Genomic DNA, 22,155 nt, shown 5'->3' on the forward strand with positions numbered 1-22,155 from the left:
ACTGTGCGCCGGTCGATGTCCGCCATGGGGCCAGCCTAAGAGGCATCGATTAGAGCGGGCTGTGAATGCCGGGATGGGCCACATGCCATAGGCTTTCGCTGTGACCCAGCCGACCGTACTGATCAGCGGCGCCGGGATCGCCGGACCTGCACTGGCCCACTGGCTGGCCGGCAACGGCTACCGGGTGGTGATCGTCGAGGCGGCGCCGGCCATCCGCCCGGGCGGGCAGACGGTCGACCTGCGCGGCGCCGGGCGTGACGTGGTCGCCCGGATGGGACTGTTGACGGCAATGACCGAGCGCTGCCTGTTTCAGCGCGGCATCGCCTGGGTGCGTTCCGACGGCACTCGGCGCGCGGAGATGCCGGTCGAGGCCTTCGACGGCAATGGCATCGTCTCCGCACTCGAGATCCTGCGTGGCGACCTCGCTGATGTGCTCTACCAGGCCACCTGCGAATCGGCCGAATACCGATTCGGCACGCGGATTTCCGCGATCGAACAGGACGACGACGGTGTCCGGGCCACGCTGACCGATGGCGACGTGATCCAGGCGGACCTGGTCGTCGGGGCCGACGGCCCGCATTCCGCGGTGCGGCAGTTGGCATTCGGACCGGAAGAGCAGTTCATCCGGCGGTTGGGCGGCTACAACGCCTGGTTCACCGCGCCGGACATGATCGGCCTGGATGGCTGGTTCCTGATGTTCCAGGCCGCCGGCGGGCTCAACGCGTCACTGCGGCCGGCGCACGACGCGGCGACAGCCAAGGCCGGTTTGGCGTTCCGGTCCGAACCACTCGAATACGACCGCCGAGACCCGGACGCGCAGCGGGCACTGCTGGCCGAACGGTTCCGCGACGCCGGCTGGTACTGCGACGAATTACTCAGGGCCGCAGAGCAATCCGAAGATTTCTATTTCGACGATTTCGTCCAGGTGCACATGGACACCTGGTCGGCGGGCCCGGTCACGCTGTGCGGCGACGCCGGTTACTGCGCGTCGCCACTGTCCGGCATGGGTACCAGCCTGGCCCTCGTCGGCGCCTACGTGCTGGCCGGAGAGCTCGGACCGGCCGCGACGCTCGACGCGGCCGGCATCGAGGCCGCGCTGCGGCGATACGAGACGGTCATGCGACCGTACGTCGACCGGTGCCAGGCCCTGCCCGGCGGACTCGACGGGTACGCGCCGATGTCCGAACGCAAGATCGCCGGGGCCGCGTCCGCCATGAAATGGGTGCAGCGCTGGCCGCTGCGCCTGTACGCCGGCCGCAAGTGGTTCTCCACTGCCGAGTCGATCGACCTGCCGGATTATCAACCGGCCTAGGTGGTCGTCCGGTCACGCGTCGGCGGATGTCCGGTCCATTTGATGTACGCCCGGCGGAATTCCCGCGGGTCGGTGAACCCGACTTCGGTGGCGATGGCGTGAATGGGCATCGCCGTCTCCCGGACCAGGTAGCGCGCCCGTTCACTGCGCACCTTGTCGCGCAACGCGATGAATTGCTGCCCGCCGGCACTCAGGCGCCGGCGCAGGGTGCGCTCCGTGACGCCCAGCCGCTTGGCGACCTGAGCCATGGTCAGCGGATCGCGCAAGCTGTCGCGCAACATGGTCTCGACCGTCTGCACCACGTCATTGGGCTGCTCGCCCCCGGCCACCATGTCGCGGCAGGCGGCCACCGCGACCGCGTGCGTCGCCGGATCAGCGCGGGGTAGACGTCGGGTCCAGAGTGCGTCCGGGAGCGCCACCCGGTTGGCATCGGCGTTGAACAGGACGGGGCAGCCGAAGAATTCGCGGTACCGCTGCGCGTACGCGGGCGGCGGGTAACTGACCTGGACGTACGCGGGCGCCAGCCGTGGCAGCTCCAGCACGGTCCTGACGGTCACCACGACGCTGCAGAACAGCTCCTCGCACAGAAATGGCAGCAGCTCCGGTTCCGGATGGCGCTCATAGGCCCGCAGCGCGAAGGTCTCACCGACCCGTTCGGCGGCAACGTCCATCAGGCCGCCGGCGGCCAGTTGCAGTTCGACGCCGACTTCCATTGCGGCGCGGAGGTTCTCCGCGGAACGAATGGCCAGGCCCAGCACCCCGAACGACAAGAACATGTCCCGCGACCCCACCTCGATCCCGAGACCCCGGTCCGGCATGGCACGCACCGCATGACGCAGGACGTGCGCCGCTTGTCGGAAGGAGACCCGGGCGTCGGGGGAATTGAGCGTCTCTGCGGACAGGCCGGCCGTCGCGAGCCACCGGTCGGCGGGCAGGCCCGCCCGATCGGCTACGTCGACGACGTTGACGAGCACCGACGTCGGGATCAACGCCGCGCTTTCCTGGCCCATCTCACCTCCCACACGTGTCCGGTTTTCCCCCCATTGTGGTCACCAATGCCCTCGTGCGCACCCACCGACATGCGGTTAGCTCCCGATCCATGGTCACGTCACTGCCGGTCGATCTGTCGAAGCCGCCCTCTGTCGAGGGGTCGTGGGCGCGTTCCGACACGTATTGGCCGGCATTGACGGCGGCAACTGCACATCTGGACCCGCCACTCGCGGCCATCGATCTCGGCGCGCTGCACCACAACGTGCACGACCTGCGCCGCCGCGCGGCGGGGACACCGATCCGGGTGGCGTCCAAATCAGTTCGGTCGCGGGCGATCCTGGACGCCGTCACAGCCCTCGACGGCTATGCGGGCGTGCTGGCCTTCACCTTGCCCGAAGCACTGTGGCTGGCCCAGGGCGACGAGAAGCACCCGCCGCACGACGACGTCGTCGTCGGCTACCCGACTGCTGACCGCGCCGCGATCGCCCGCTTGGCGTCGTCGCCGGAGTTGGCGGCACGGGTGACACTCATGGTCGACGACCCGGCCCAACTCGATCTGATCGACGACGTCGCCGCACCGGCGGCGCGGCCCGCGCTGCGGGTCTGCCTGGATCTGGACGCCTCATGGCAGGCACCCGCGCTCGGGCATCTCGGGGTGCGCCGCTCCCCCGTCCACACCGCCGCTCAGGCCCGCACCCTGGCCGCGGCCATCGCCGCCCGCCCAGGCTTCTCGCTGGTCGGCCTCATGTCCTACGAAGCTCAGATCGCCGGGGTCGGTGACGATGTCCGGGGCCAGGCCGCACGGTCGCAGTTGGTCCGCTGGATGCAGCGACGTTCCAAGGACGAACTGCTCGAACGTCGCGGTCTCGCAGTGGCCGCGGTCCGGCAGGTGACGGATCTGGAGTTCGTCAACGGCGGCGGTACCGGATCGATCGAGTTCACCGCCTCGGATCCCGCGGTCACCGAAATCGCGGCCGGCAGTGGTCTTTTCGGCCCACACCTGTTCGACACATATCGCGGGTTCACACCCGCGCCGGCTGCCGCGTTCGCGCTGTCCGTGGTGCGCAAGCCGACACCGCAGATTGCGACGGTGCTCGGCGGCGGCTGGATCGCGTCCGGACCGCCGGCCCGGGATCGCGTGCCGCTGCCGGTCTGGCCGCCGGGGCTGAGTCTGCTGCCGGCCGAGATGGCCGGGGAGGTGCAGACGCCGGTCACCGGAAAGGCCGCCGCCGCACTGAAAGTCGGCGACCGCGTGTGGTTCCGGCACTGCAAGGCCGGTGAGCTCAGCGAGCACGTCGACCGATTCTTGTTGGTCGACAACGGAGAAACCGTCGGCGCGGCGCTCACCTACCGAGGCGAAGGGCAGACGTTCCTATGAGCGGGCAGCAGTGGACGAACTGGGGTCGGTGCGCGACCGCGCAGCCGACGGAGGTGCTGCGGCCCACCACCGCCACGGAGGTGTGCGACGCCGTCACCCGCGCCGGCGCGGCCGGCCGCCGGGTCAAGGTGGTCGGCTCCGGGCACAGCTTCACCGGCATCGCCGTCGCGCCCGATATTCAAATGGACCTGGGCGCCCTGGCCGGTGTCATCGGGGTCGACCGGGACCGCGAGCAGGTCACCGTCGGCGGCGGGACACCGCTGTGGCAGCTGACGCAACTGCTGGCGACGCATGGACTCGCACTCGAGAACATGGGCGACATCGACCGCCAGACCATCTCGGGAGCCATCTCGACCGGCACCCACGGCACCGGTCTGACCTTCGGTGGCCTGGCAACCCAGGTGGTGGGGCTGACCCTGGTCTCGGGCACCGGCGAGCTGGTCCGGATCGATCAGGAGCAGGGCAGCGAATTGCTCCCGGCCGCCCGGGTCGGCCTGGGCGCGCTGGGGATCATCGTCGAGGTGACGCTGCAGTGCGTCCCCGGTTTCGCGATCCACGCCATCGAACGCGTCGAACCGGTCGACGACGTCGTCGCCGCGTTCGATGAACGCTCCACGCAGACAGACCATTTCGAATTCTTCTGGTTCCCGCACACCGACGTCGCGTTCACCAAGGCCAACATCCGGCTGCCCGCCTACACCCAGCTCGAGCCCACCAACCGGGTCTCGCAATGGATCGAGGAGGAATTGGTCGAGAACGGTGTGCTGGGTGCGATCTGCGCGGTGGGCAGCGCACTGCCGGCCGCCGTGCCCGCGCTGAACCGCACCGTCACCCGGTTCCTGTCCGACCGTGAGCACACGCAGCGCTCCGACCGCGTCTTCACCTCACCGCGGCGGGTGCGGTTCCGCGAGATGGAATACGCCGTCCCCTACGAGTCGGTGGGCGCCGCATTCGACGAGGTGCGCAGCCTGATCGCCGAACGGGGCTGGCGTATCGGCTTTCCCATCGAGGTCCGGGCAGCCGCCGCCGACGAGAACTGGTTGTCCACCGCGTATGGGCGCCGCAGCGCGTACCTCGCGGTGCACCGCTATGTACGTGACGACCCGACCGAGTACTTCGCCGCGGTCGAGCAGATCATGCGCCGCTACGACGGGCGACCGCACTGGGGCAAGATGCATGGCCGCACCGCCGCAGACCTGCGAGACAGCTATCCCCGGTTCGACGACTTCCTCGCGGTCCGCGAAAAGCTCGATCCCAGCCGGACTTTCGCCAACGACTACCTACAACAAGTACTCGGAGAGTGAGACCACCCATGACAACGATCCATGCCTTCGGTGATGACGCGCTCGGTGACCACGACGCCGTCGCCCTCGCCCAACTGGTTCGCGGCATGCAGGTCAGCCCGGATGAACTGGCCGCCGCCGCCACGGCCCGCGCCCGGCTCGTCAACCCCGAACTGCAGGCCGTGGCGTGCGAGACGCCGCCGCGGCACAGCACCGACCCGAACGCCGAATTCTTCGGTGTCCCAACGTTCATCAAAGACAACACCGACGTCGCCGGCCTGCCGACCACGCACGGCTCGGAGGCGTTCACGGCCCGGCCCGCGAAGAAGGACGGCGCCTACACGACACAGTTGCTCAGCACCGGCATGACGCTGATGGGCAAGACCCGAATGCCCGAATTCGGTTTCAACGCCACCACGGAATACATGACCGAGAAGCCCGTCCGGAACCCGTGGCACACCGAATACTCCGTCGGTGCCTCGTCGGGCGGCTCGGCTGCCCTGGTCGCCGCGGGCGTCGTGCCCATCGCGCACGCCAATGACGGCGGCGGTTCCATCCGCATTCCCGCCGCCTGCGCGGGCCTGGTCGGGCTCAAGCCGAGCCGGGGCCGACACCGCGACGGTGAGCAGGCCGGCCACCTGCCGATCAACATGATCTCCGAGGGTGTCCTGACCCGCAGCGTCCGCGACACCGCGGCGTACCTCGCCGCCTGCGAGAACCATTGGCGCAACCCGAAACTGGCGCCGATCGGCCGGGTGAGCGGACCGGCACAGCGCACCCTTCGCGTCGGCGTGCTGTTCGACAGCGTCACCGGCGAATCGGTCGACGACGCCACCCGCGCAGCCGTCGAAGACACCGCGGCGCTGCTGGAGGCCGCCGGCCACGTCGTCGAGCCGATCTCGCTGCCCGTGACCGCCCAGTTCGCCGACGACTTCGTCCAATACTGGGCACTGTTGGCCGATCTCGCGGTCGGCACCGGCCGGTTGATCCTGGACCGGTCCTTCGACGCCGCCAAGGCCGACGGCCTGAGCCTGGGGCTGCGCGCGCACCACCGCCGGAATCTGCACCGCACCCCGGGCGCGCTGCTGCGGCTGCGCGGCATCGCCGACCAGTACGCGCGGATGTTCGCGCGGCACGAAGTCGTGCTCTCGCCGGTGCTTTCGCACACCACGCCCCGAATCGGCTACCTCGCGCCGACGGTGGACTTCCCCGAGCTCATCGACCGCCTGCGCCGGTATGTCGCGTACACCCCACTCAACAACATCGCGGGCACCCCGGCGATCTCGCTGCCCCTGCACCGGTCCCCCGACGGCCTACCCGTCGGCGTCCAGCTGTCCGGCGCCTACGGGGATGAGCGCACCCTGCTCGAGCTGGCCTTCCTGCTGGAGTCCGAGCGGCCGTTCGCCCGGATTCAGGAGCTCGCCAGCGCGTGCCGGGCGTAGGCCCGCACGTCGGCATCGCCGTCTTCCAGCGCGATACCGAGCGCGGTCCGGGCAGCCTCCTCGGAATCGGCCCACCGGGTCAGGCTGAGCACCGCGGCCTTGCGCACGTCCAAGTGTGGGTCGTGCAGCGCCTGCGACAGCGGTTCGACCGCGACCGCCGGCGCCGCGCCGGACAGTGCCCGCACCGCGCCCTGACGAATCTGCCACGCTGATTCCCGCAGGGCGCGTTGCACTTCCGGCACATCCTGCTCGGCGCAGCCGACGGCGGCCAAGGCGGCGAGCGCCGCCGCACGCACCAGCGGGTCCCGGTCGGCCAGCAACTCCCGCACGGTGTCGGCGCCGGACCGCAGCGTCGCCAGCCCGTTGCCCGCGGCGATCCGCACCTCACGGTTGTCGTCGGCCGCTGCCGCGGCGACTCCGTCGACGTCATCGACCGAGACCAGCGCCCGCACCGCTTCGATGCGCACGCGATGGTCCGAATCCGTCACGGCGGCACGGTAATCGGGGGCCGCACCAGCGCGGCGCGAACTCAGCACGTACAGCGTCACCGCCCGCACCACCGGGTCAGCGGAGGCCAGGTACGGGGCAATTGCCGCCGGGTCGGGCACCATCTCGACCAGTTCTCGCAAGGCATCGGCCGCGGTGGCCCGCACCGCGGCGTCGTCGTCTCCGAGGGCAGCGACGAGCGGCGGCTGGTAGCCGTCCGGCAGGTTCTCCACCAGCACCGCGACAGCGGCGCGGCGAACACCCGCATCGGTGTCCTGCAGGAACCCCGCCAGATCGTCGAGCGCCGGTTCCTCCAGCGCGATCACCTGTGCGATACGCGGCGACGGCGGCGTCGCCAGTTCGGTCGGCCGCAGGCGCGATCCCGCGGTCGCCGGCGCCTTGCCGCCGACCAGGTCCGGCTGGTGCACGTGCTGCACCGCGTGGTCCGACGGCAGGTGGTCCAGGTCGGGCACCGGCACGAAATACGGTGCCACCGGCCGCTTCAGGAACTCCATCTCCCCGTTCGCGTCCTTGCGCAGGTTCAGGTGATAGCGCCACTCTTCGTCGTCGCGCTCGGGGATGTCTGCGCGATCGTGGTACAGACCCCACCGCGATTCGGTGCGCGTCAACGACGACCGGGCCGCCATCTCGGCGCAGTCCCGGATGAACGACACCTCAACGGTCCGCATCAGCTCATGCGGGGTGCGGGCGCCCATCTGCTCGATCTCCTCGGCCATCCGCTCGAAGGTGCGCACGGCGATGGACAGCTTGGTCGCCGTCTTGGGCGGGGCGACATAGTCGTTGACGAAGCGGCGCAGCTTGTACTCGACCTGCGGCTGCGGCGGGCCGTCCGGATGCCGCAGCGGGCGGTAGATCAGCTCATGCGCCTCGGCCAGCTGATCCTGCGGAAGCTCCACGGGTGCGTCGACGTCCGCGAGCGTGGACGCGGCGTGCTCGCCGGCCAGGTCACCGTAGACGAATGCACCGATCATGTAGTTGTGCGGGACGCACGCCATGTCACCGGCCGCGTACAGCCCCGGCACGGTGGTACGGGCGTGCTCGTCGACCCACACCCCGGACGCCGAATGCCCACTGCACAAACCGATCTCGGAGATGTGCATCTCGATGTCGTGGGTGCGGTAGTCGTGGCCGCGGTTGGCGTGGAACGTGCCGCGCGTCGGGCGTTCGGTGGTGTGCAGGATGTTCTCCATCGCGGTGATGGTTTCGTCCGGCAGGTGGGTGACCTTGAGATAGATCGGGCCGCGGGCGGATTCGATCTCGCTCTTGACCTCGGACATCATCTGGCCCGACCAGTAGTCGGAGTCGACGAACCGCTCGCCCAACGCGTTCACCTGGTATCCGCCAAAGGGATTGGCAACGTAGGCGCAGGCCGGTCCGTTGTAGTCCTTGATCAGCGGGTTGACCTGGAAGCATTCGATGCCCGACAGTTCCGCCCCGGCGTGGTAGGCCATCGAGTAGCCGTCACCGGCGTTGCAGGGGTTTTCGTAGGTGCCGTACAGGTATCCCGAGGCCGGCAGGCCCAGCCGGCCGCTGGCTCCGGTCGCGAGGATGACGGCCTTGGCCCCGACGGTCACGAATTCGCCTGTGCGCGTGTTGAGAGCAGCAGCCCCGACCGCCCTGCCGTCCTGCACCAGTACGCGCACCGGCATCAGCCGGTTCTCGATCTGGATCTTCTCGCGCATCGACCGCTGCCGCAGCACGCGGTACAGCGCCTTCTTGACGTCCTTGCCCTCGGGCATCGGCAGCACGTACGAACCCGAGCGGTGCACCCGGCGCACCGCGTACTCGCCGTGCTCGTCCTTCTCGAACTTGACGCCGTAGCGTTCCAGCCGCTGCACCATGGCGAAGCCGCGGGTCGCGGTCTGATAGATGGTGCGCTGGTTGACGATTCCGTCGTTGGCCCGGGTGATCTCGGCGACGTAATCCTCCGGGGTGGCCTTGCCCGGGACGACGGCGTTGTTGACGCCGTCCATGCCCATGGCCAGTGCACCGGAGTGCCGTACGTGGGCCTTCTCCAGCAGCAGCACCTGGGCGCCGTTCTCGGCGGCGGTCAGCGCGGCCATGGTGCCGGCGGTGCCGCCGCCGATCACCAGGACGTCACAGTCCAGGCGGACAGGAGTGGCGAGGTCGGGGACCTCGAGGGTGCTCATTGGTGTAGTGCTCCAAGGATTTCGGCCCGCAGCTCGGTGCGGGCAACATCGGCGTCACGGGGACTGGGAACGTCGAGCAGCGCGCGCAGCGGCTGCCCGGCGCGGCCGAGGACCGCCACGCGGTCGCCCAGCGCGAGGGCTTCGTCGACGTCATGGGTGACGAACACGACGGTGGTCGGATGGGCCTGCCAGGTGTCGATCAGCAGGTGCTGCATGGCATTCCGGGTCTTGGCGTCGAGCGCACCGAACGGCTCGTCCATCAGGACGGCTCGCGGCGCCCCGGCCAGTCCACGGGCCAGCTGGACCCGCTGGCGCATGCCGCCGGACAGGCTCTTCGGCAGGAAGTCGGCGAACCCGGTGAGCCCGACCTCGTCGATCCAGCGTTCGGCGCGTTCGCGGCGCCCGGCACGCGGCACGCCGCGCAGCTGCAGCGCCAGCTCGATGTTGGATCGCACTGTGCGCCAGGGCAACAACGCACTGTCCTGGAACACCATGCCGCGGTCCCGCGACGTGGTGGTCACGAGCGCGCCGTCCGCGAGGACCCGCCCCGCATCGGGCTTCAGCAGCCCGGCCAGCGCCCGCAACACCGTCGACTTGCCGCTGCCCGACGGCCCGGTCAGCACCAGGATCTCCCCCGGCTGCACCGTCAGGCTCAGCCCGTCCACGACCGGCTCGCCGGTGTAGGACAGTCGGATTCGGTCGAGTTCGAGGCGCAGGCCCGCAATCCTGGGCTCGGTCACTACAGCGCTCATCGCCCGTTCTCCTCACCACGCGGCAGCCAGCGCGTCAGCCGCCGGCCGATCAGTTCCACCGCGGCCGACGTGCCGAAGCCCAGGGCTCCGATGGTGATGATGCCGACGAAGACGCTCGGGTAATCCAGCACGGTGTAGGCCTGCCAGGTGCGGTAGCCGACACCGAGCCGGCCGGAGATCATCTCCGCGGACACCACACAGATCCAGGCCACACCCATACCGACCGACAATCCGCCGAACAGCCCGGGCAGCACACCCGGAAACACCACCTGCCGCAACACATCCCAGCGCGAACCGCCGAGGGTGCGCACCGAGTCCTCCCACAGCGTCGGCAATGCGCGCACCGCGTGCCGGGTGCTCACCATGATCGGGAAGAACGCCGCCAGGAACGTGATGAACACGATGCCGGCCTCGTCGGTCGGGAACAGCAGGATGGCCACCGGAACCAGCGCGATGGCCGGGATCGGTCGGGCCAGCTCGGTCAACGGTCCGACGATGTCGGCGAACAGCCGAGACCGGCCCAGCGCGATCCCGACTCCGGCGCCGATCACCGCGGCCAGTCCGAAGCCGCTGACGATCCGGATCACCGACTGCGTCAGGTCCAGCCAGTACTGGCCGGTGCCCACGGAGGCGACGAACTTGGCGGCGATCTGGGTGACGGTCGGCAGGTTGTCGAACCGCAGCCAGAACCGGACGTGGCCCGCGGTGAGCAGCTGCCAGATGCCCACGGCCGCAGCGACCGACAGCGCCTTGATGGCGTAACTGCGCCAGGTGGCCGGAACCCGCCGCCGCGCCACCTCAGCCTCGGCGGTGCGGGCAGGTGCCGCAGCAACCGCGGCGATCGCCGTCATGCCACACCGATCAGAGCCTGCTGGTAGGTCACCACCGACGAACCGGGATGGGCTGCCTGGTAGCGGTGAGCACCCGCCGCGGTGTCGAACGGGACGAAGTCGGTACCCTGCTGGACCCACACGGATTTGTCTGCCAGCCAACGGGTTCCGAATTCGGCGTCCGGCACGTAGGCGGCACGCACCTTGGTGCCCGTGGCCTCGGCCGCGCGGATCGCCTTCAGCAGGCAGGTCGGGTTGGCCGCCGGCTGCGTGGTGTCCGAACCGTCCAGCCACAGCTCACCGGCCAGCGCCGGGTTGTCGGCCGGGATGTTGCACACCGGGTCGGTACCGTGCACCACAGACGGATTCGCGGTGCGGGCCACCTCGGTGTTGTAGTCGCGACCCCGCTCGGCCAGCACCTTGCGCAGCGGTCCGTCCTCGACGAACTTGGCCACGTCCAGGTCGGCGAAGTCACCGATCGACTTCAGGTACGGCACATCGCCTTTCAGCGCATCCACGAGCGACGGCTTGAGCGTGGTGTCGAACCGGGTGCCGCCGGGGCCGTTGTACAGGTACACGACTTCCTGTGGCAAGCCGCTGCCCTGCGCGACGATGCGCGAGGCCTCGAGCGGTTTGGTGTTGAGGAAGTCGGTGGCGTCGAGCTGCGCCTGCAGGAAGGCGTCGAGCACCTCGGGATGCGCGCCGGCGTAGGCCCGTCGCACCACGACGCCGTGCCAGGTCGGGTAGTTCAGCTCGGCCCCGTCGTACAGCAGCCGCGCCTTGTTCTGGAAGACCAGCAGGCCCGGCCAGGCGACGAACTGCGAAAGGGCCTTGACCTGGCCGGATTCCAGTGCCGAGGCGCCGATCTGCGGCTGCTGGTTGAGTACCTCGACGCCGGTCTTCGGGTCGATGCCGATCTTCGACAGGGCCCGCACCAGCGTGCCGTGACCGGCCGAGCCGACGCTGGCCGAGACCTTCTGGCCGGCCAGCTCATTCAGCGACTGCACCGGCGAATCCGGTGACACCACAACCATGTTCAGCGATCCGGTGGGGCTGGATCCGGTCACCGACACCAGCTCGGTCTTGGCGCGTTCGTTGCTCTGGGTCTTGGATCCGTTGATCAGCATCGGGTAGTCGCCCATGGAACCGATGTCGATCTTCTCGGCGACCATCTGGGCGGTGATCGGTGCGCCGGTGTCGTAGTCCTGCCATTCGACGTGGTACTTCTTGCCGGTCTTGGCAGAAATGTCACTGAGCCGATGTTCCAAATAGCCTTGCGCACGAAGCAATGTCCCTGCGGTGACGGTGTTGATGGTCTTGGACTGGTAGCCGACGACCACATTGACGACGTTGTCGTCCTTGCCGGCCGAATCGACCGAGCAGCCGGTGGCGGCCAGCACGACGCTGGCGGCCAGGGCGGAAAACCGGGCGAGATGCTTGCTTGTCATTGGGCTCGAGTCCTTAGCGGATGAGGTAGGGCATGTTGACGGAGACAGCGCCGGTTGGGCAGCGTGCGGCGCACGGCCCGCAGTACCAACACTCGTCAACGTGCATGTAGGCCTTACCGTTGTCGGGGTTGATGGCCAGCGAGTCCAGCGGGCAGATGTCGACGCACAGGGTGCAGCCCTCGATGCAGAGCGACTCGTCGATCGTCACCGGGACATCGGCTCGTTGGTTGTTGACCAGTGTCATGATTCACTCCGTAACAGGTTGCCGCGCATGGTGATTCGGTCACCACGCAGTCGGATGTATTCGAGGTCGACGGGGCGCCCGCCGTCGAGGGTGGTGAGCCGTTCGAGCATCAGAATCGCTCCCCCGGCCGGGATGTCGAGGGTGGCCGCGGTGTGCGGATCGGCCGAAACCGCTTCCAGCGCAATGTCCGCCGTGCCCAGCCGCTGTGCGGTGACCTGCTCGATCAACGCGAACACGTCGTTGGTCTCCAGCGAGTGCTCGAGCACCGCAGCGCCGATATCGGGCGCCAGGTATGTCAGATCCAGGCTCAGCGGAAGGTCGCCCAGGTAGCGCAGTCGCTCGATGAAGACGACGGGCTCACCGGGACCCAGCTGTAACCGGCGCGCCACCGCCGCGGGCGCCGGCAGCTGCGTCGCGGCGCGGACCTCGTTGCGGACCTCGCCGAAGTCCTTGAAGGTCTCCTTCAGGCCGACCAGCGCGTGCAGCCCGTGATCGTACTTGCGCTGGGCCACGTGGGTGCCGACCCGCGGCCCCCGGTCGATCAGCCCTTCGGCCTTGAGGATCGCCAGGGCTTCGCGCACGGTGTTGCGGGATACCGAGAACTCGGCGACCAGCTCGGCCTCGCCGGGCAGACCGTCCGAGTAGACCCCGTCGCGCACCTGATGTCGCAGCACGTCGGCCACCTGCCGGGCGCGGTCGGCGCGCCGGCGCAGCGGGGTCGGGTCGGTCGGCTGGGGCGAGCGAAGCGACGGGGACGACGTGGACATGCGGTTGACCGTAGGGACCTGCCGGTGTCAGGTCTGCCCCCGCAAATCAGGTGGCTCGACAGTACCCGCATTGCGCCGCCTTGCCACAGGCTTGACCTGGGTAAATGCCCATTTCAACCACAATTGCGCCACCTCGGAAACGCCAGGTAGTTCGAATCTCGATGAATTGAACCGCGTTTACCTGTGGCCACAACCTTCGGCTCCGCGAAAGTGCATGAGTTCAATCGTGATGACAATCTGCCGTGGTGATTGAACTCTGGGACCGCTGACGCCCCGAAGAAATACCTCGCTTCAATCACGACGTATGACGATTCCTCGCGATTGAAGCCAAGTATCGCTCCGCGCACTCGACCGACAGCACCTGGGGCACAAAACACTTGCAGCAGTTGAGATTGCGCTTACGCAGGGAAAGTTCGAGTAGCGGTCTGCGTAGACGCGCAGTCAACACATAGCCGGCCGCTAGCTACCCACAGCACGCACCGTCACCGGAATCCCGTTGAGCGCACCGTTACCCGACGGCTCGTCGATGAAGTCCGGCAGCGACAGGATGTTGGTGTTCACCCCGGGCGACGCGTTGGCGATACCGAGCCGGGTGCCCGGCTGTCCGTGCCCCCAGCCGTGCGGCATGGACACCACGCCCGGCTTGATCGCGTCGGTCACCTCGACGGGTACGACGATCTTCCCGGCGCCAGAGGCCACTTCGGCGGCGTCACCGTCGACGATGCCCCGTTCGGCGGCGTCGCGGCTGTGCATCAGCAGCGTGCAGCGGTCGCGGCCCTTCATCAGCGCACCGACGTTGTGCAGCCAGGAGTTGTTGGACCGCAGATGCCGCCGGCTCACCAGGACCAGCTCGTCGTCGGCACGGTCGAGCCGCGCGGCCAGCCGCGGCAGGTCGTCGAGCAGATATTGCGGCGCCAGGCGAATCTTCTGGTCCGCGGTGCCCAGCACCTCGGGCACCCGCGGCACCATCGGGCCGTAGTTGATGCCGTCGGGGTGGGCCTTGAGCTTCTCGAGCGTCAGCCCATCGGGGTTCTCGCCGTACCGGTCGCCGAACGCGGCGGTCCGCAGGGTCAGGTCGAGCATGCGCTCCGGTCCGCCGCGGTCGTAGTTCTTGCGGATCTCGGCGCCGTCGAGCCCCTGGGTGAAGCACAGGTAGTCGAACCAGCCGTCGTCCAGCGCGGCGATGTCGACATCCTCGGCCGGGGTGCCGGTGCACAGCCCGGTGAGCCGGATCAGAATCTCCCACTCCTCCGGCGCATCGGGGTCCTCGCGATGGAACACCGGCGGCGAGTACCGGGCGAAGCTGTTGATGGCCGCGCCCAGCAGGAGGTCCGCGGAGTGCGCCTGCTCGAGTGCCGACGGGCCGGGCAGGATCACGTCGGCATGCCGGGTGGTCTCGTTGAGCCACAGGTCCACCGAGATCATCGCGTCCAGCTGCGGCAGCGCCTCGTCGAGTTTGTCGCCGCCCGGCGTCGACAGCACGGGGTTGCCCGCGACCGTGATCAGGGCCTTGAGCTGGCCCTCGCCCGGTGTGGTGATCTCTTCGAGCATGCACGAGACCGGTACCTGGCCCAGCACTTCCTTGGCGCCGCGGACCCGGGTCTGGTAGCGGCCGAAGTTGGCGGCCCCGTCCTCCAGGCCCGGGATGGTCTGGCTGGTGACGGTCCAGGCGGTCGGGGTGGCGAACATCGCGCCGCCGGGAACGTCGAAGTGTCCGGTGACGATGTTGACGACGTCGATCAGCCAGCTGGCGAGGCTGCCGAATTCCTGGTTGCAGGTGCCGATGCGGCCGTAGACGACGGCGCGGGGCGTGCCGGCCAGCTCGCGGGCCAGTTCCCGAATTCGCTGCGCCTCGATACCTGTTGCGGCAGAGACTCTTTCGGGCGACCAGTCGGCCACGGCCTGCTGCAGTTCGGGCACCCCGTCGAGGTGCTGCTCCAGTTGACCGAGGTTGACCAGCCCTTCGTCGAACACCGCGTGGATGACGCCCAGCAGCAGCGCCGCGTCGGTGCCCGGGGTGATCGGCAGCCACTCGTCGGCCTTGGCGGCGGTCTGCGTGCGCACGGGGTCGATGACGATCACCTTGCCGCGCTTCCGGATTCCGCCGATGATGCCCATGATGTCGGGGGCGGCCAGCAGCGATCCCTGCGAGGCCGCGGGGTTGGCGCCCATCACGACGAGTAGGTCGGTGCGCTGCAGGTCCGGGGTCGGGAAGGCCCACCAGCTGCCGTACATCAGGTGCGACGACAGGTTCTTCGGCCACTGGTCGATGGTGCCGGGCGAATAGGTGATCGGCATGCCGGACAGGCCGAGCAGGATCGCGGCGTACCGCGACAGCGAAAACGAGTGCGCCAGTGGGTTTCCCGTGTACGCGGCGACCGCGCCGATGCCGTGCTTCTCGATGACCGGCGCCAGCAGTTCGGTACAGCGGCGGAACGCGGTGTCCCAGTCGACTTCGTGCCACTGGCCGTCGACCTTGATCATCGGCCGGCGAATCCGGTCCGGGTCCTGGTGCAGCGCACCCAGGGAGGCGCCCTTGGGGCAGATGTGGCCCGCGCTCCACTCGTCGGCCTTGTTGGGCCGGATGCCGGCGACCTTGCCATCGGTCACCTGAATCTCCAAGCCGCACATGGCTTCACACAAGCAGCAGGCGTGCAGGTGCAGTCCGTCTTCGCCGACTTCGGCGATCACTCGCGGCTGAGTTCCCATCATTCGACTGTAACGGCGTTACTGAGACGTGGGTCACGAATGGTCCCAGTGTCCGGGAGAGACGGGCACGCGACCGTTTCCGGCCAGGTTAGAGCGCGTGTGAAAGCTCCCGGCCGAACTGCAGCAGCCGCTGCATCTGCGCCAGGCCGCCGTCGTCGACGGACTTCGTGTACCGGAACGATTCGCAGAAGAAATCGGTGTCGATCGCGGACTTCTGCCGGCTGCGGGTGACCAGCTGCGTGTACATCCGCAGCCGGACCTCGGCCAGTCGCCGGGTGCCGTCGGCCAACACTTCGAACTGGGTGGTCAGGATGTGGTCGGTGATGGTGGACAGCAGGATGGTCCGCACCGAGGTGTCCAACGTCCGGCGCAGCTGTTCGTCCTCGCCGCTGGCGTCGTCGTCGGCCCGCCACATGATCAACCGCTCACCGTCGGTGAGGACGACCTCCTGCCACACGGCGTCGCCCCAGGACTCCTCGGACGCGCCGCGCGACATGATGAAGGACTTGATCGACCGGAAATCGACCACAGAGCGGAGCTGTTCGAGCGCCAGCTCCGGATCCCGCAGGTAGACCTTCGCCGCGTCCTCGACACTCGAGTACGGCGCCCAGTCCTGCGGTTCGTCCACTGCTACTCGCCCCGCACTGCCGCGGCCGCCGCCCGAATCTGCGGCGTCACCAGCATCACCTGGCCGAGGACACCGTTGACGAAACCGGGTGACTCATCGGTGGACAGCGTCTTCGCCAGCTCGACCGCCTCGTCGACGGCCACCGGCTCGGGCACGTCCGTCGCGTGCAGCAGTTCCCACACCGCGACGCGCAGGATCGCCCGGTCCACCGCGGGCAGCCGCTCGAGCGTCCAGCCCTGCAGGTGAGCGGAGATCAGGTCGTCGATGTGTGCGGCATGCTCGGTGACACCGTCGGCAACGGTCACCGTGTACGGGTTCAGCGCCGAGACCTCGGGGTCGCTCTCGGCAATGGTGTTGCGCAGCTTCGCACCCTCGGCCGCGGTGATCCCGCGGGCCTCGGCCTCGAACAGCAGATCGACGGCGCGCTTGCGCGCCTGGTGCCGACCCTTGTCGGAACGACGGTCAGGCATTGACCCGACTGATGTAGCTGCTGTCGCGGGTGTCCACCTTCAGCTTGTCGCCGATGTTGATGAACAGCGGGACCTGGATCTCGGCACCGGTCTCCAGGGTGGCCGGCTTGGTGCCGGCGTTCGAGCGGTCGCCCTGCAGGCCCGGCTCGGTGTGCGCGACGACGATGTCGATGCTGACCGGCAGTTCCAGGTACAGCGGTGCGCCGTTGTGGAACGCGATCTGCACCTGCAGGTTCTCCAGCAGGAAGCCGGCGGCGTTGCCCACCAGGGTCTCCGACAGCGGGTGCTGCTCGAAGTCCTCGGCATCCATGAACACGAAGTCGCTGCCGTCGCGGTACAGGTAGGTGGCGTCACGACGGTCGACGGTCGCGGTCTCCACCTTCACGCCGGCGTTGAAGGTCTTGTCGACGACCTTGCCCGTCAGCACGTTCTTGAGCTTGGTGCGCACGAAGGCCGGGCCCTTGCCGGGCTTGACGTGCTGGAACTCGGTGATCTGCCACAGCTGGCCCTCGATGTTGAGGACGAGACCATTCTTGAAGTCGGCGGTAGATGCCACGGTCGGTACTGCTCCTAGCTCTCTGTCATCAGAGGATGGCCAGTTCCTTGGGGAACCGGGTAAGCAACTCAGGTGTGTGTGTCGTATCGCTGCCCACGACCAGCGTGTCCTCGATTCGGACGCCGCCCCGGCCGGGCAGGTAGACACCGGGCTCCACGGTTACCACAGAGCCAGCAAGCAGTGTACCGGCGGCGGCGGAGTTGATTCCCGGCGCTTCGTGAATCTGCAGGCCGACCCCGTGCCCGAGCCCGTGGGAGAACTGCTCGCCGTAGCCGGCATCGGTGATGACCTGCCGTGACGCCCGATCCACGGCCGACAACGTGGTGCCCGGCACCAGCGCCTCCCGGCCCGCGCGCTGCGACGTCGCGACCAGGTCGTAGATGTCGCGCTGCCACTGCGCCACGGGCGCCAGGACGAAGGTGCGGGTCATGTCCGAGTGGTAGCCCTCGACCAGCGCGCCGAAGTCGATCTTCACGAAGTCACCGGCCGCCAGCACCGCGTCGGTGGGGCGGTGGTGCGGGATCGCCGAATTGGCGCCCGTCGCGACGATGGTCTCGAACGACGGCCCGTCGGCACCGTGGTCAAGCATCCGCGCTTCCAGTTCGCGGCCGACCTCCTTCTCAGTACGGCCGGCCCGCAGTCCGCCGGATTCGATCAGGTCCTTGAGCGCGGCGTCGGCGGCCTCGCAGGCCAGCCGCAGGATCGCGATCTCGCCGGCATCCTTGACCTCCCGCAGTGACTCGACCATGCCGGGCGCCCGGACCAGCTCGATGTCCCCGCTGACCCGTTGCAGTGCCGCATGGGCGTCGACCGTCATGACGTGGCTTTCGAAGCCGAGCCGCTTCACTCCGGCGGCTTCTGCAGCGCGCACCAATTGCGGTGCGCACGCCCGCTCGATGACGATCTGTGCGTCTGGGGCCTGCTGTGCAGCCTGCGTCCGGTACCGCCCGTCGGTGGCGAGGACAAAGGTGTCCCCGTCGTTGTCCTGGTCAATGGGAATCAGCAGGGCAGCGTTGGATCCGGTGAATCCGGACAGATAACGCACGTTGACCAGGTCGGTTACCAGGATCGCATCCAGCTCGGCGGCCGCCAGCTGGCGACGCAGAATGTGGCGCCGGTGGGAAATTGTCACGATATGTGACGCTACTCGCTACGCTGTCTGCTCATGAGTAAGTGGTTGCTGCGCGGAATCGTCTTTGCGGCGTTGATGGTGATCGTCCGATTGCTGCAAGGCGCGATGATCGGGGCCTGGGAAAAACAGTCTCTGATGATCAGCATCACGCTGGTCGTGCTGTACGTCATCGCCGCATTCGCCTGGGGCGTGTTCGATGGACAGAACGACGCGAAGGCGCAGCCCGACCCCGACCGCCGCGAGGACCTGGCCATGGCATGGCTGGTCGGCGGCCTGTTCGCCGGCGTCGTGAGCGGCTTCGTCGCCTGGCTCATCGGACAGGTCTACGACAACATCTACGTCGACGCGCTGGCCGCCGAGGTCACCACGTTCGCCGCGTTCACCGCACTGATCGTCTTCGTGGGTGGCGTCTGCGGCGTGTCGCTCGGCCGCTACTTGGTCGACCGCCACGCCCCGCCGCCGCCGAAGCACGACCACGCCGGTGAGGGTGAGCGCGCCGACACCGACGTCTTCGCCGCTGTCGCCGCCGAGAAGAACGACGAGCAGTCCTAAGCACCCACGCAAAAATCGCGGCCCGTCATCAGACGGGCCGCGATTTTTTTGGTCTCGAGGTCAGTCCTTCGCCACCACTGAATAGGCCGCCGCCAACAGCGACGGGTCCGGGCCCTCGAGCCGGCCCGGCTTGGCCAGCCCGTCGAGCACCACGAAACGCAGGATGCCCGAACGGGTCTTCTTGTCCCCCGCCATCGATTCCAGCAGCTGCGGGAAAGCGTCGGCGTCATAACTGACCGGCAGACCCAGCGCGGTGAGCACCCGACGGTGGCGATCAGCGGTGTCGTCGTCGAGGCGACCGGCCAGCCGGCCCAGCTCGGCGGCGAACACCAGGCCCACCGACACCGCGGCGCCGTGGCGCCACTGGTAGCGCTCGCGCCGCTCGATGGCGTGCGCCAGGGTGTGGCCGTAGTTGAGGATTTCGCGCAGTGCCGATTCCTTCTCGTCGGCGGCGACCACCTCGGCCTTGACGGCGATGGCACGGCGGATGAGCTCGGGCAGCACCGTGCCGGTCGGATCCAGAGCGGCCTCCGGATCGGCCTCGATCATGTCCAGGATCACCGGGTCGGCGATGAAGCCGGCCTTCACGACCTCGGCCATGCCGGCGATGATCTCGTTGCGCGGCAACGATTCCAGCGTCGCGAGGTCGACCAGGACCGCCAGCGGCTGGTGGAAGGCGCCGACGAGGTTCTTGCCGGCGTCGGTGTTGATGCCGGTCTTGCCGCCGACCGCGGCGTCGACCATGCCGAGCAGCGTCGTCGGCACGTGCACGATGTCCACACCCCGCAGCCAGGTCGCCGCGGCGAACCCGGCGACGTCGGTGGCCGCACCGCCGCCCAGACTGACGACGGCGTCCTTGCGGTCGATTCCGATGCGCCCCAACACTTCCCAGATGAAGCCGACGACGGGCAATTCCTTACCCGCCTCGGCGTCCGGGATCTCGATGCGGTGCGCGTCGATTCCGTTGTCCGCCAGGTAACTACGAATCGCTTCGGCGGTCTGGGTCAGCACCGGCTGGTGCAGGATCGCGACGCGGTGCCGTCCCTGCAGGACCCGGCCGAGGTCACCGAGCAGACCGGTTCCGATGATCACCGGATACGGCCGGTCGACGTTCACATTCACAACTACAGGGTCGACGACAGCGTCAGTCACATTGCGAGCCTTTCAAACGTTTGGCCAGTGCCGCAGGGCTCGGCGGGGCCTCGGTGGTCGGTCCGGGGTTCAGGACCGTGGGCAGCCGGCGCCACGCCGAACGACGGCGGCGCCGGGAGTGCTCGTCGCAGCGCGGCTGCTCGAGCCGGTGCACGATGTGGCGTACCACGGCACCGGGATTGCGTCGGTTGGTGTTCACGCGGAGCGTGGCGACCTGCCGGAACAGCGGCACGCGCTGCGCCATCAGCTCGCGGTACTTGGCGCCCGGGTCGTCACCGGCGAGCAGCGGACGGCCGCCGCCCGCGGTACGCCGAACACCTTCTGCCGCACTGATTTCCAGGTAGACGACGGTGTGTCCGACGAGCGCTTCGCGCACCTCCGGGGTGGTCACCGCGCCACCGCCCAGCGAGACGACGCCGTCGTGTTCGGCGAGCGCATCGCGGATGACGTCGGCTTCGATCTTGCGGAACACCGGTTCACCTTCGGCGAAGATGTCCGCGATGCTGCGACCGGTGGTCTCGACGATCTTGGCGTCGGTGTCGAGCATCGGCACCTGCAGCGCCTTCGCCAACCGCCGACCGATCGTCGACTTGCCCGAACCGGGCATGCCGACCAGTACAGCCTTGGGAGTCATAGATCTATCCGGACATCTGCGGTTCGCGCTCATGCACCGCACGGAGGTAGTTCTCGACGTTGGCGCGGGTCTCGGTCAGCGAGTCGCCGCCGAATTTCTCCAGCGCGGCCCGGGCCACGACCAGCGCCACCATGGCCTCGACGACCACACCGGCCGCGGGCACGGCGCACACATCGGAACGCTGGTGGATGGCGACGGCCTCTTCGCCCGTGGCCATGTCGACGGTGGCCAGCGCGCGCGGCACGGTCGAGATCGGCTTCATCGCGGCGCGGACCCGCAGCGGCTGGCCGTTGGTCATGCCGCCTTCCAGGCCGCCGGCGCGGTTGGTGGAGCGCGTGATGCCGTCGGGGCCCGGGTAGATCTCGTCGTGGGCGACGGTGCCGCGGCGTCGTGCGGTCTCGAAGCCGTCACCGATCTCGACGCCCTTGATGGCCTGGATGCCCATCACGGCCGCGGCCAGCTGGCTGTCCAGCCGGTTGTCGCCACTGATGAACGAGCCCAGGCCGATCGGCAGGCCACTGACGACAACCTCGACCACACCACCGAGGGTGTCGCCGTCCTTCTTGGCGGCCTCGATCTCGGTGATCATCGCGGCCTCGGCGTCCTTGTCGAAGGCGCGCACCGGGCTGTCATCGATGGCGTCGAGATCCTGCGGCCCCGGCACCGGACCCTCGTAGGGCTTGGACGCACCGATGGAGATGACGTGCGAGACGACCTCGACGCCGAGGGCCTGCTTCAGGAACGCGCGGGCAACGGTGCCGGCGGCGACGCGGGCCGCGGTCTCGCGGGCGCTGGCGCGCTCGAGCACCGGGCGGGCGTCGTCGAAGCCGTACTTGAGCATGCCGGCGTAATCGGCGTGACCGGGCCGGGGCCGGGTCAGCGGTTCGTTACGCGCGGTGTTGGCCAGCTCCGCCGGGTCGACCGGGTCGGAGGCCATGACGGTCTCCCACTTGGGCCATTCGGTGTTGCCGATCTGGATGGCGATCGGGCCGCCCAGCGTCTGGCCGTGCCGAACGCCGCCGAGCAGCGTGACTTCGTCCTTTTCGAACTTCATCCGGGCACCGCGACCGTAGCCGAGACGACGCCGCTGCAACTGCGTGGCGATGTCGTCCGAGGTCACCGAAAGACCGGCCACCATGCCTTCGAGCATGGCCACCAGGGCGCGGCCGTGGGATTCACCTGCTGTGGTCCATCGCAACACGTGTCCCATTGTCCCATG

At 68.5% G+C, this 22,155-nt stretch carries 20 protein-coding genes; 5 read left to right on the forward strand and 15 right to left on the reverse strand.

Annotation, left to right across the window (positions count from 1 at the left end):
• The first annotated feature begins 100 nt into the window (after positions 1 to 100).
• Positions 101 to 1,312: an FAD-dependent monooxygenase gene (locus TL10_RS23010; RefSeq protein WP_043987507.1), complete on the forward strand. Its 1,212-nt coding sequence runs from the start codon at positions 101 to 103 to the stop codon at positions 1,310 to 1,312.
• On the opposite strand, the gene TL10_RS23015 is transcribed toward TL10_RS23010, so the two are convergent.
• Positions 1,309 to 2,322, reverse strand: a complete 1,014-nt coding sequence (locus tag TL10_RS23015) for an AraC family transcriptional regulator (RefSeq protein WP_043987533.1) — start codon at positions 2,320 to 2,322, stop codon at positions 1,309 to 1,311. The two genes, TL10_RS23010 and TL10_RS23015, sit on opposite strands and share 4 nt — an antisense overlap.
• Before the next feature lie 89 nt (positions 2,323 to 2,411).
• Here TL10_RS23015 and TL10_RS23020 point away from each other — a divergent pair, with 89 nt between their 5' ends.
• From TL10_RS23020 to TL10_RS23030, 3 genes are read left to right on the forward strand one after another with little or no spacing between them, the layout of a single operon-like run.
• A complete protein-coding gene (locus TL10_RS23020; protein ID WP_043987508.1) occupies positions 2,412 to 3,680 on the forward strand; it encodes an alanine racemase in 1,269 nt (422 codons plus the stop codon).
• Positions 3,677 to 4,984: an FAD-linked oxidoreductase, L-gulonolactone oxidase family gene (locus TL10_RS23025; protein ID WP_043987509.1), complete on the forward strand. Its 1,308-nt coding sequence runs from the start codon at positions 3,677 to 3,679 to the stop codon at positions 4,982 to 4,984. Before TL10_RS23020 ends, TL10_RS23025 begins: the two co-directional genes overlap by 4 nt.
• An 8-nt stretch (positions 4,985 to 4,992) precedes the next feature.
• Positions 4,993 to 6,405 (forward strand): amidase, encoded by a 1,413-nt coding sequence (locus TL10_RS23030; RefSeq protein ID WP_043987510.1) that lies wholly within the window; start codon positions 4,993 to 4,995, stop codon positions 6,403 to 6,405.
• Here the strand turns inward: TL10_RS23030 and TL10_RS23035 are convergent.
• The 11 genes from TL10_RS23035 to TL10_RS23085 form a co-directional block, all read right to left on the reverse strand.
• Entirely contained in the window at positions 6,375 to 9,062 is a 2,688-nt protein-coding gene (locus tag TL10_RS23035) for a fumarate reductase/succinate dehydrogenase flavoprotein subunit (protein ID WP_043987511.1), read from the reverse strand. The two genes, TL10_RS23030 and TL10_RS23035, sit on opposite strands and share 31 nt — an antisense overlap.
• Positions 9,059 to 9,814 carry an ABC transporter ATP-binding protein gene (locus TL10_RS23040; RefSeq protein WP_043987512.1) on the reverse strand — a complete coding sequence of 252 codons (756 nt, stop codon included), beginning with the start codon at positions 9,812 to 9,814 and terminating at the stop codon, positions 9,059 to 9,061. Before TL10_RS23040 ends, TL10_RS23035 begins: the two co-directional genes overlap by 4 nt.
• Positions 9,811 to 10,665, reverse strand: a complete 855-nt coding sequence (locus TL10_RS23045) for an ABC transporter permease (RefSeq protein WP_043987513.1) — start codon at positions 10,663 to 10,665, stop codon at positions 9,811 to 9,813. The genes TL10_RS23040 and TL10_RS23045 overlap by 4 nt, the downstream gene beginning before the upstream one ends.
• Complete coding sequence (locus TL10_RS23050; protein WP_043987514.1) at positions 10,662 to 12,092, reverse strand: ABC transporter substrate-binding protein; 1,431 nt, start codon at positions 12,090 to 12,092, stop codon at positions 10,662 to 10,664. The genes TL10_RS23045 and TL10_RS23050 overlap by 4 nt, the downstream gene beginning before the upstream one ends.
• A 13-nt stretch (positions 12,093 to 12,105) precedes the next feature.
• Entirely contained in the window at positions 12,106 to 12,336 is a 231-nt protein-coding gene (locus tag TL10_RS23055; RefSeq protein ID WP_043392724.1) for a 4Fe-4S dicluster domain-containing protein, read from the reverse strand.
• The gene (locus tag TL10_RS23060) at positions 12,333 to 13,103 is read right to left on the reverse strand and encodes a GntR family transcriptional regulator (protein WP_043987515.1); all 771 of its coding nucleotides are present in this window, start codon (positions 13,101 to 13,103) and stop codon (positions 12,333 to 12,335) included. Before TL10_RS23060 ends, TL10_RS23055 begins: the two co-directional genes overlap by 4 nt.
• 459 nt (positions 13,104 to 13,562) lie before the next feature.
• The gene (locus tag TL10_RS23065; RefSeq protein ID WP_043987516.1) at positions 13,563 to 15,812 is read right to left on the reverse strand and encodes a molybdopterin-dependent oxidoreductase; all 2,250 of its coding nucleotides are present in this window, start codon (positions 15,810 to 15,812) and stop codon (positions 13,563 to 13,565) included.
• An 88-nt stretch (positions 15,813 to 15,900) separates the two neighbouring features.
• Positions 15,901 to 16,440, reverse strand: a complete 540-nt coding sequence (locus TL10_RS23070) for a hypothetical protein (RefSeq protein WP_043392726.1) — start codon at positions 16,438 to 16,440, stop codon at positions 15,901 to 15,903.
• Positions 16,441 to 16,442: 2 nt separating this feature from the next.
• Positions 16,443 to 16,910, reverse strand: a complete 468-nt coding sequence (gene nusB, locus TL10_RS23075; RefSeq protein WP_043392729.1) for a transcription antitermination factor NusB — start codon at positions 16,908 to 16,910, stop codon at positions 16,443 to 16,445.
• Complete coding sequence (efp, locus tag TL10_RS23080) at positions 16,903 to 17,466, reverse strand: elongation factor P (protein ID WP_043392731.1); 564 nt, start codon at positions 17,464 to 17,466, stop codon at positions 16,903 to 16,905. The genes nusB and efp overlap by 8 nt, the downstream gene beginning before the upstream one ends.
• A gap of 28 nt (positions 17,467 to 17,494) precedes the next feature.
• Complete coding sequence (locus TL10_RS23085) at positions 17,495 to 18,598, reverse strand: M24 family metallopeptidase (RefSeq protein WP_043392734.1); 1,104 nt, start codon at positions 18,596 to 18,598, stop codon at positions 17,495 to 17,497.
• A gap of 33 nt (positions 18,599 to 18,631) precedes the next feature.
• Here TL10_RS23085 and TL10_RS23090 point away from each other — a divergent pair, with 33 nt between their 5' ends.
• Positions 18,632 to 19,150: a B-4DMT family transporter gene (locus tag TL10_RS23090; protein ID WP_043392737.1), complete on the forward strand. Its 519-nt coding sequence runs from the start codon at positions 18,632 to 18,634 to the stop codon at positions 19,148 to 19,150.
• A gap of 60 nt (positions 19,151 to 19,210) precedes the next feature.
• On the opposite strand, the gene aroB is transcribed toward TL10_RS23090, so the two are convergent.
• From aroB to aroC, 3 genes are read right to left on the reverse strand one after another with little or no spacing between them, the layout of a single operon-like run.
• Entirely contained in the window at positions 19,211 to 20,302 is a 1,092-nt protein-coding gene (aroB, locus tag TL10_RS23095; RefSeq protein WP_043392741.1) for a 3-dehydroquinate synthase, read from the reverse strand.
• Positions 20,295 to 20,936, reverse strand: coding sequence for a shikimate kinase (locus TL10_RS23100; protein WP_043392744.1), 642 nt, complete (start codon positions 20,934 to 20,936; stop codon positions 20,295 to 20,297). The genes aroB and TL10_RS23100 overlap by 8 nt, the downstream gene beginning before the upstream one ends.
• 4 nt (positions 20,937 to 20,940) lie before the next feature.
• The gene (aroC, locus tag TL10_RS23105) at positions 20,941 to 22,137 is read right to left on the reverse strand and encodes a chorismate synthase (protein WP_043393086.1); all 1,197 of its coding nucleotides are present in this window, start codon (positions 22,135 to 22,137) and stop codon (positions 20,941 to 20,943) included.
• Between the last annotated feature and the right edge of the window lie 18 nt (positions 22,138 to 22,155).

The organism is Mycolicibacterium llatzerense, from assembly GCF_000878195.1.
GTDB lineage: Bacteria > Actinomycetota > Actinomycetes > Mycobacteriales > Mycobacteriaceae > Mycobacterium > Mycobacterium llatzerense.

Coding starts and splice junctions, on each gene's coding strand:
- TL10_RS23015 (WP_043987533.1), bottom strand. CDS start 2,322: ATGGGCCAGGAAAGCGCGGCGTTGATCCCGACGTCGGTGCTCGTCAAC.
- TL10_RS23020 (WP_043987508.1), top strand. CDS start 2,412: ATGGTCACGTCACTGCCGGTCGATCTGTCGAAGCCGCCCTCTGTCGAG.
- TL10_RS23025 (WP_043987509.1), top strand. CDS start 3,677: ATGAGCGGGCAGCAGTGGACGAACTGGGGTCGGTGCGCGACCGCGCAG.
- TL10_RS23030 (WP_043987510.1), top strand. CDS start 4,993: ATGACAACGATCCATGCCTTCGGTGATGACGCGCTCGGTGACCACGAC.
- TL10_RS23035 (WP_043987511.1), bottom strand. CDS start 9,062: ATGAGCACCCTCGAGGTCCCCGACCTCGCCACTCCTGTCCGCCTGGAC.
- TL10_RS23040 (WP_043987512.1), bottom strand. CDS start 9,814: ATGAGCGCTGTAGTGACCGAGCCCAGGATTGCGGGCCTGCGCCTCGAA.
- TL10_RS23045 (WP_043987513.1), bottom strand. CDS start 10,665: ATGACGGCGATCGCCGCGGTTGCTGCGGCACCTGCCCGCACCGCCGAG.
- TL10_RS23050 (WP_043987514.1), bottom strand. CDS start 12,092: ATGACAAGCAAGCATCTCGCCCGGTTTTCCGCCCTGGCCGCCAGCGTC.
- TL10_RS23055 (WP_043392724.1), bottom strand. CDS start 12,336: ATGACACTGGTCAACAACCAACGAGCCGATGTCCCGGTGACGATCGAC.
- TL10_RS23060 (WP_043987515.1), bottom strand. CDS start 13,103: ATGTCCACGTCGTCCCCGTCGCTTCGCTCGCCCCAGCCGACCGACCCG.
- TL10_RS23065 (WP_043987516.1), bottom strand. CDS start 15,812: ATGGGAACTCAGCCGCGAGTGATCGCCGAAGTCGGCGAAGACGGACTG.
- nusB (WP_043392729.1), bottom strand. CDS start 16,910: ATGCCTGACCGTCGTTCCGACAAGGGTCGGCACCAGGCGCGCAAGCGC.
- TL10_RS23090 (WP_043392737.1), top strand. CDS start 18,632: ATGAGTAAGTGGTTGCTGCGCGGAATCGTCTTTGCGGCGTTGATGGTG.
- TL10_RS23100 (WP_043392744.1), bottom strand. CDS start 20,936: ATGACTCCCAAGGCTGTACTGGTCGGCATGCCCGGTTCGGGCAAGTCG.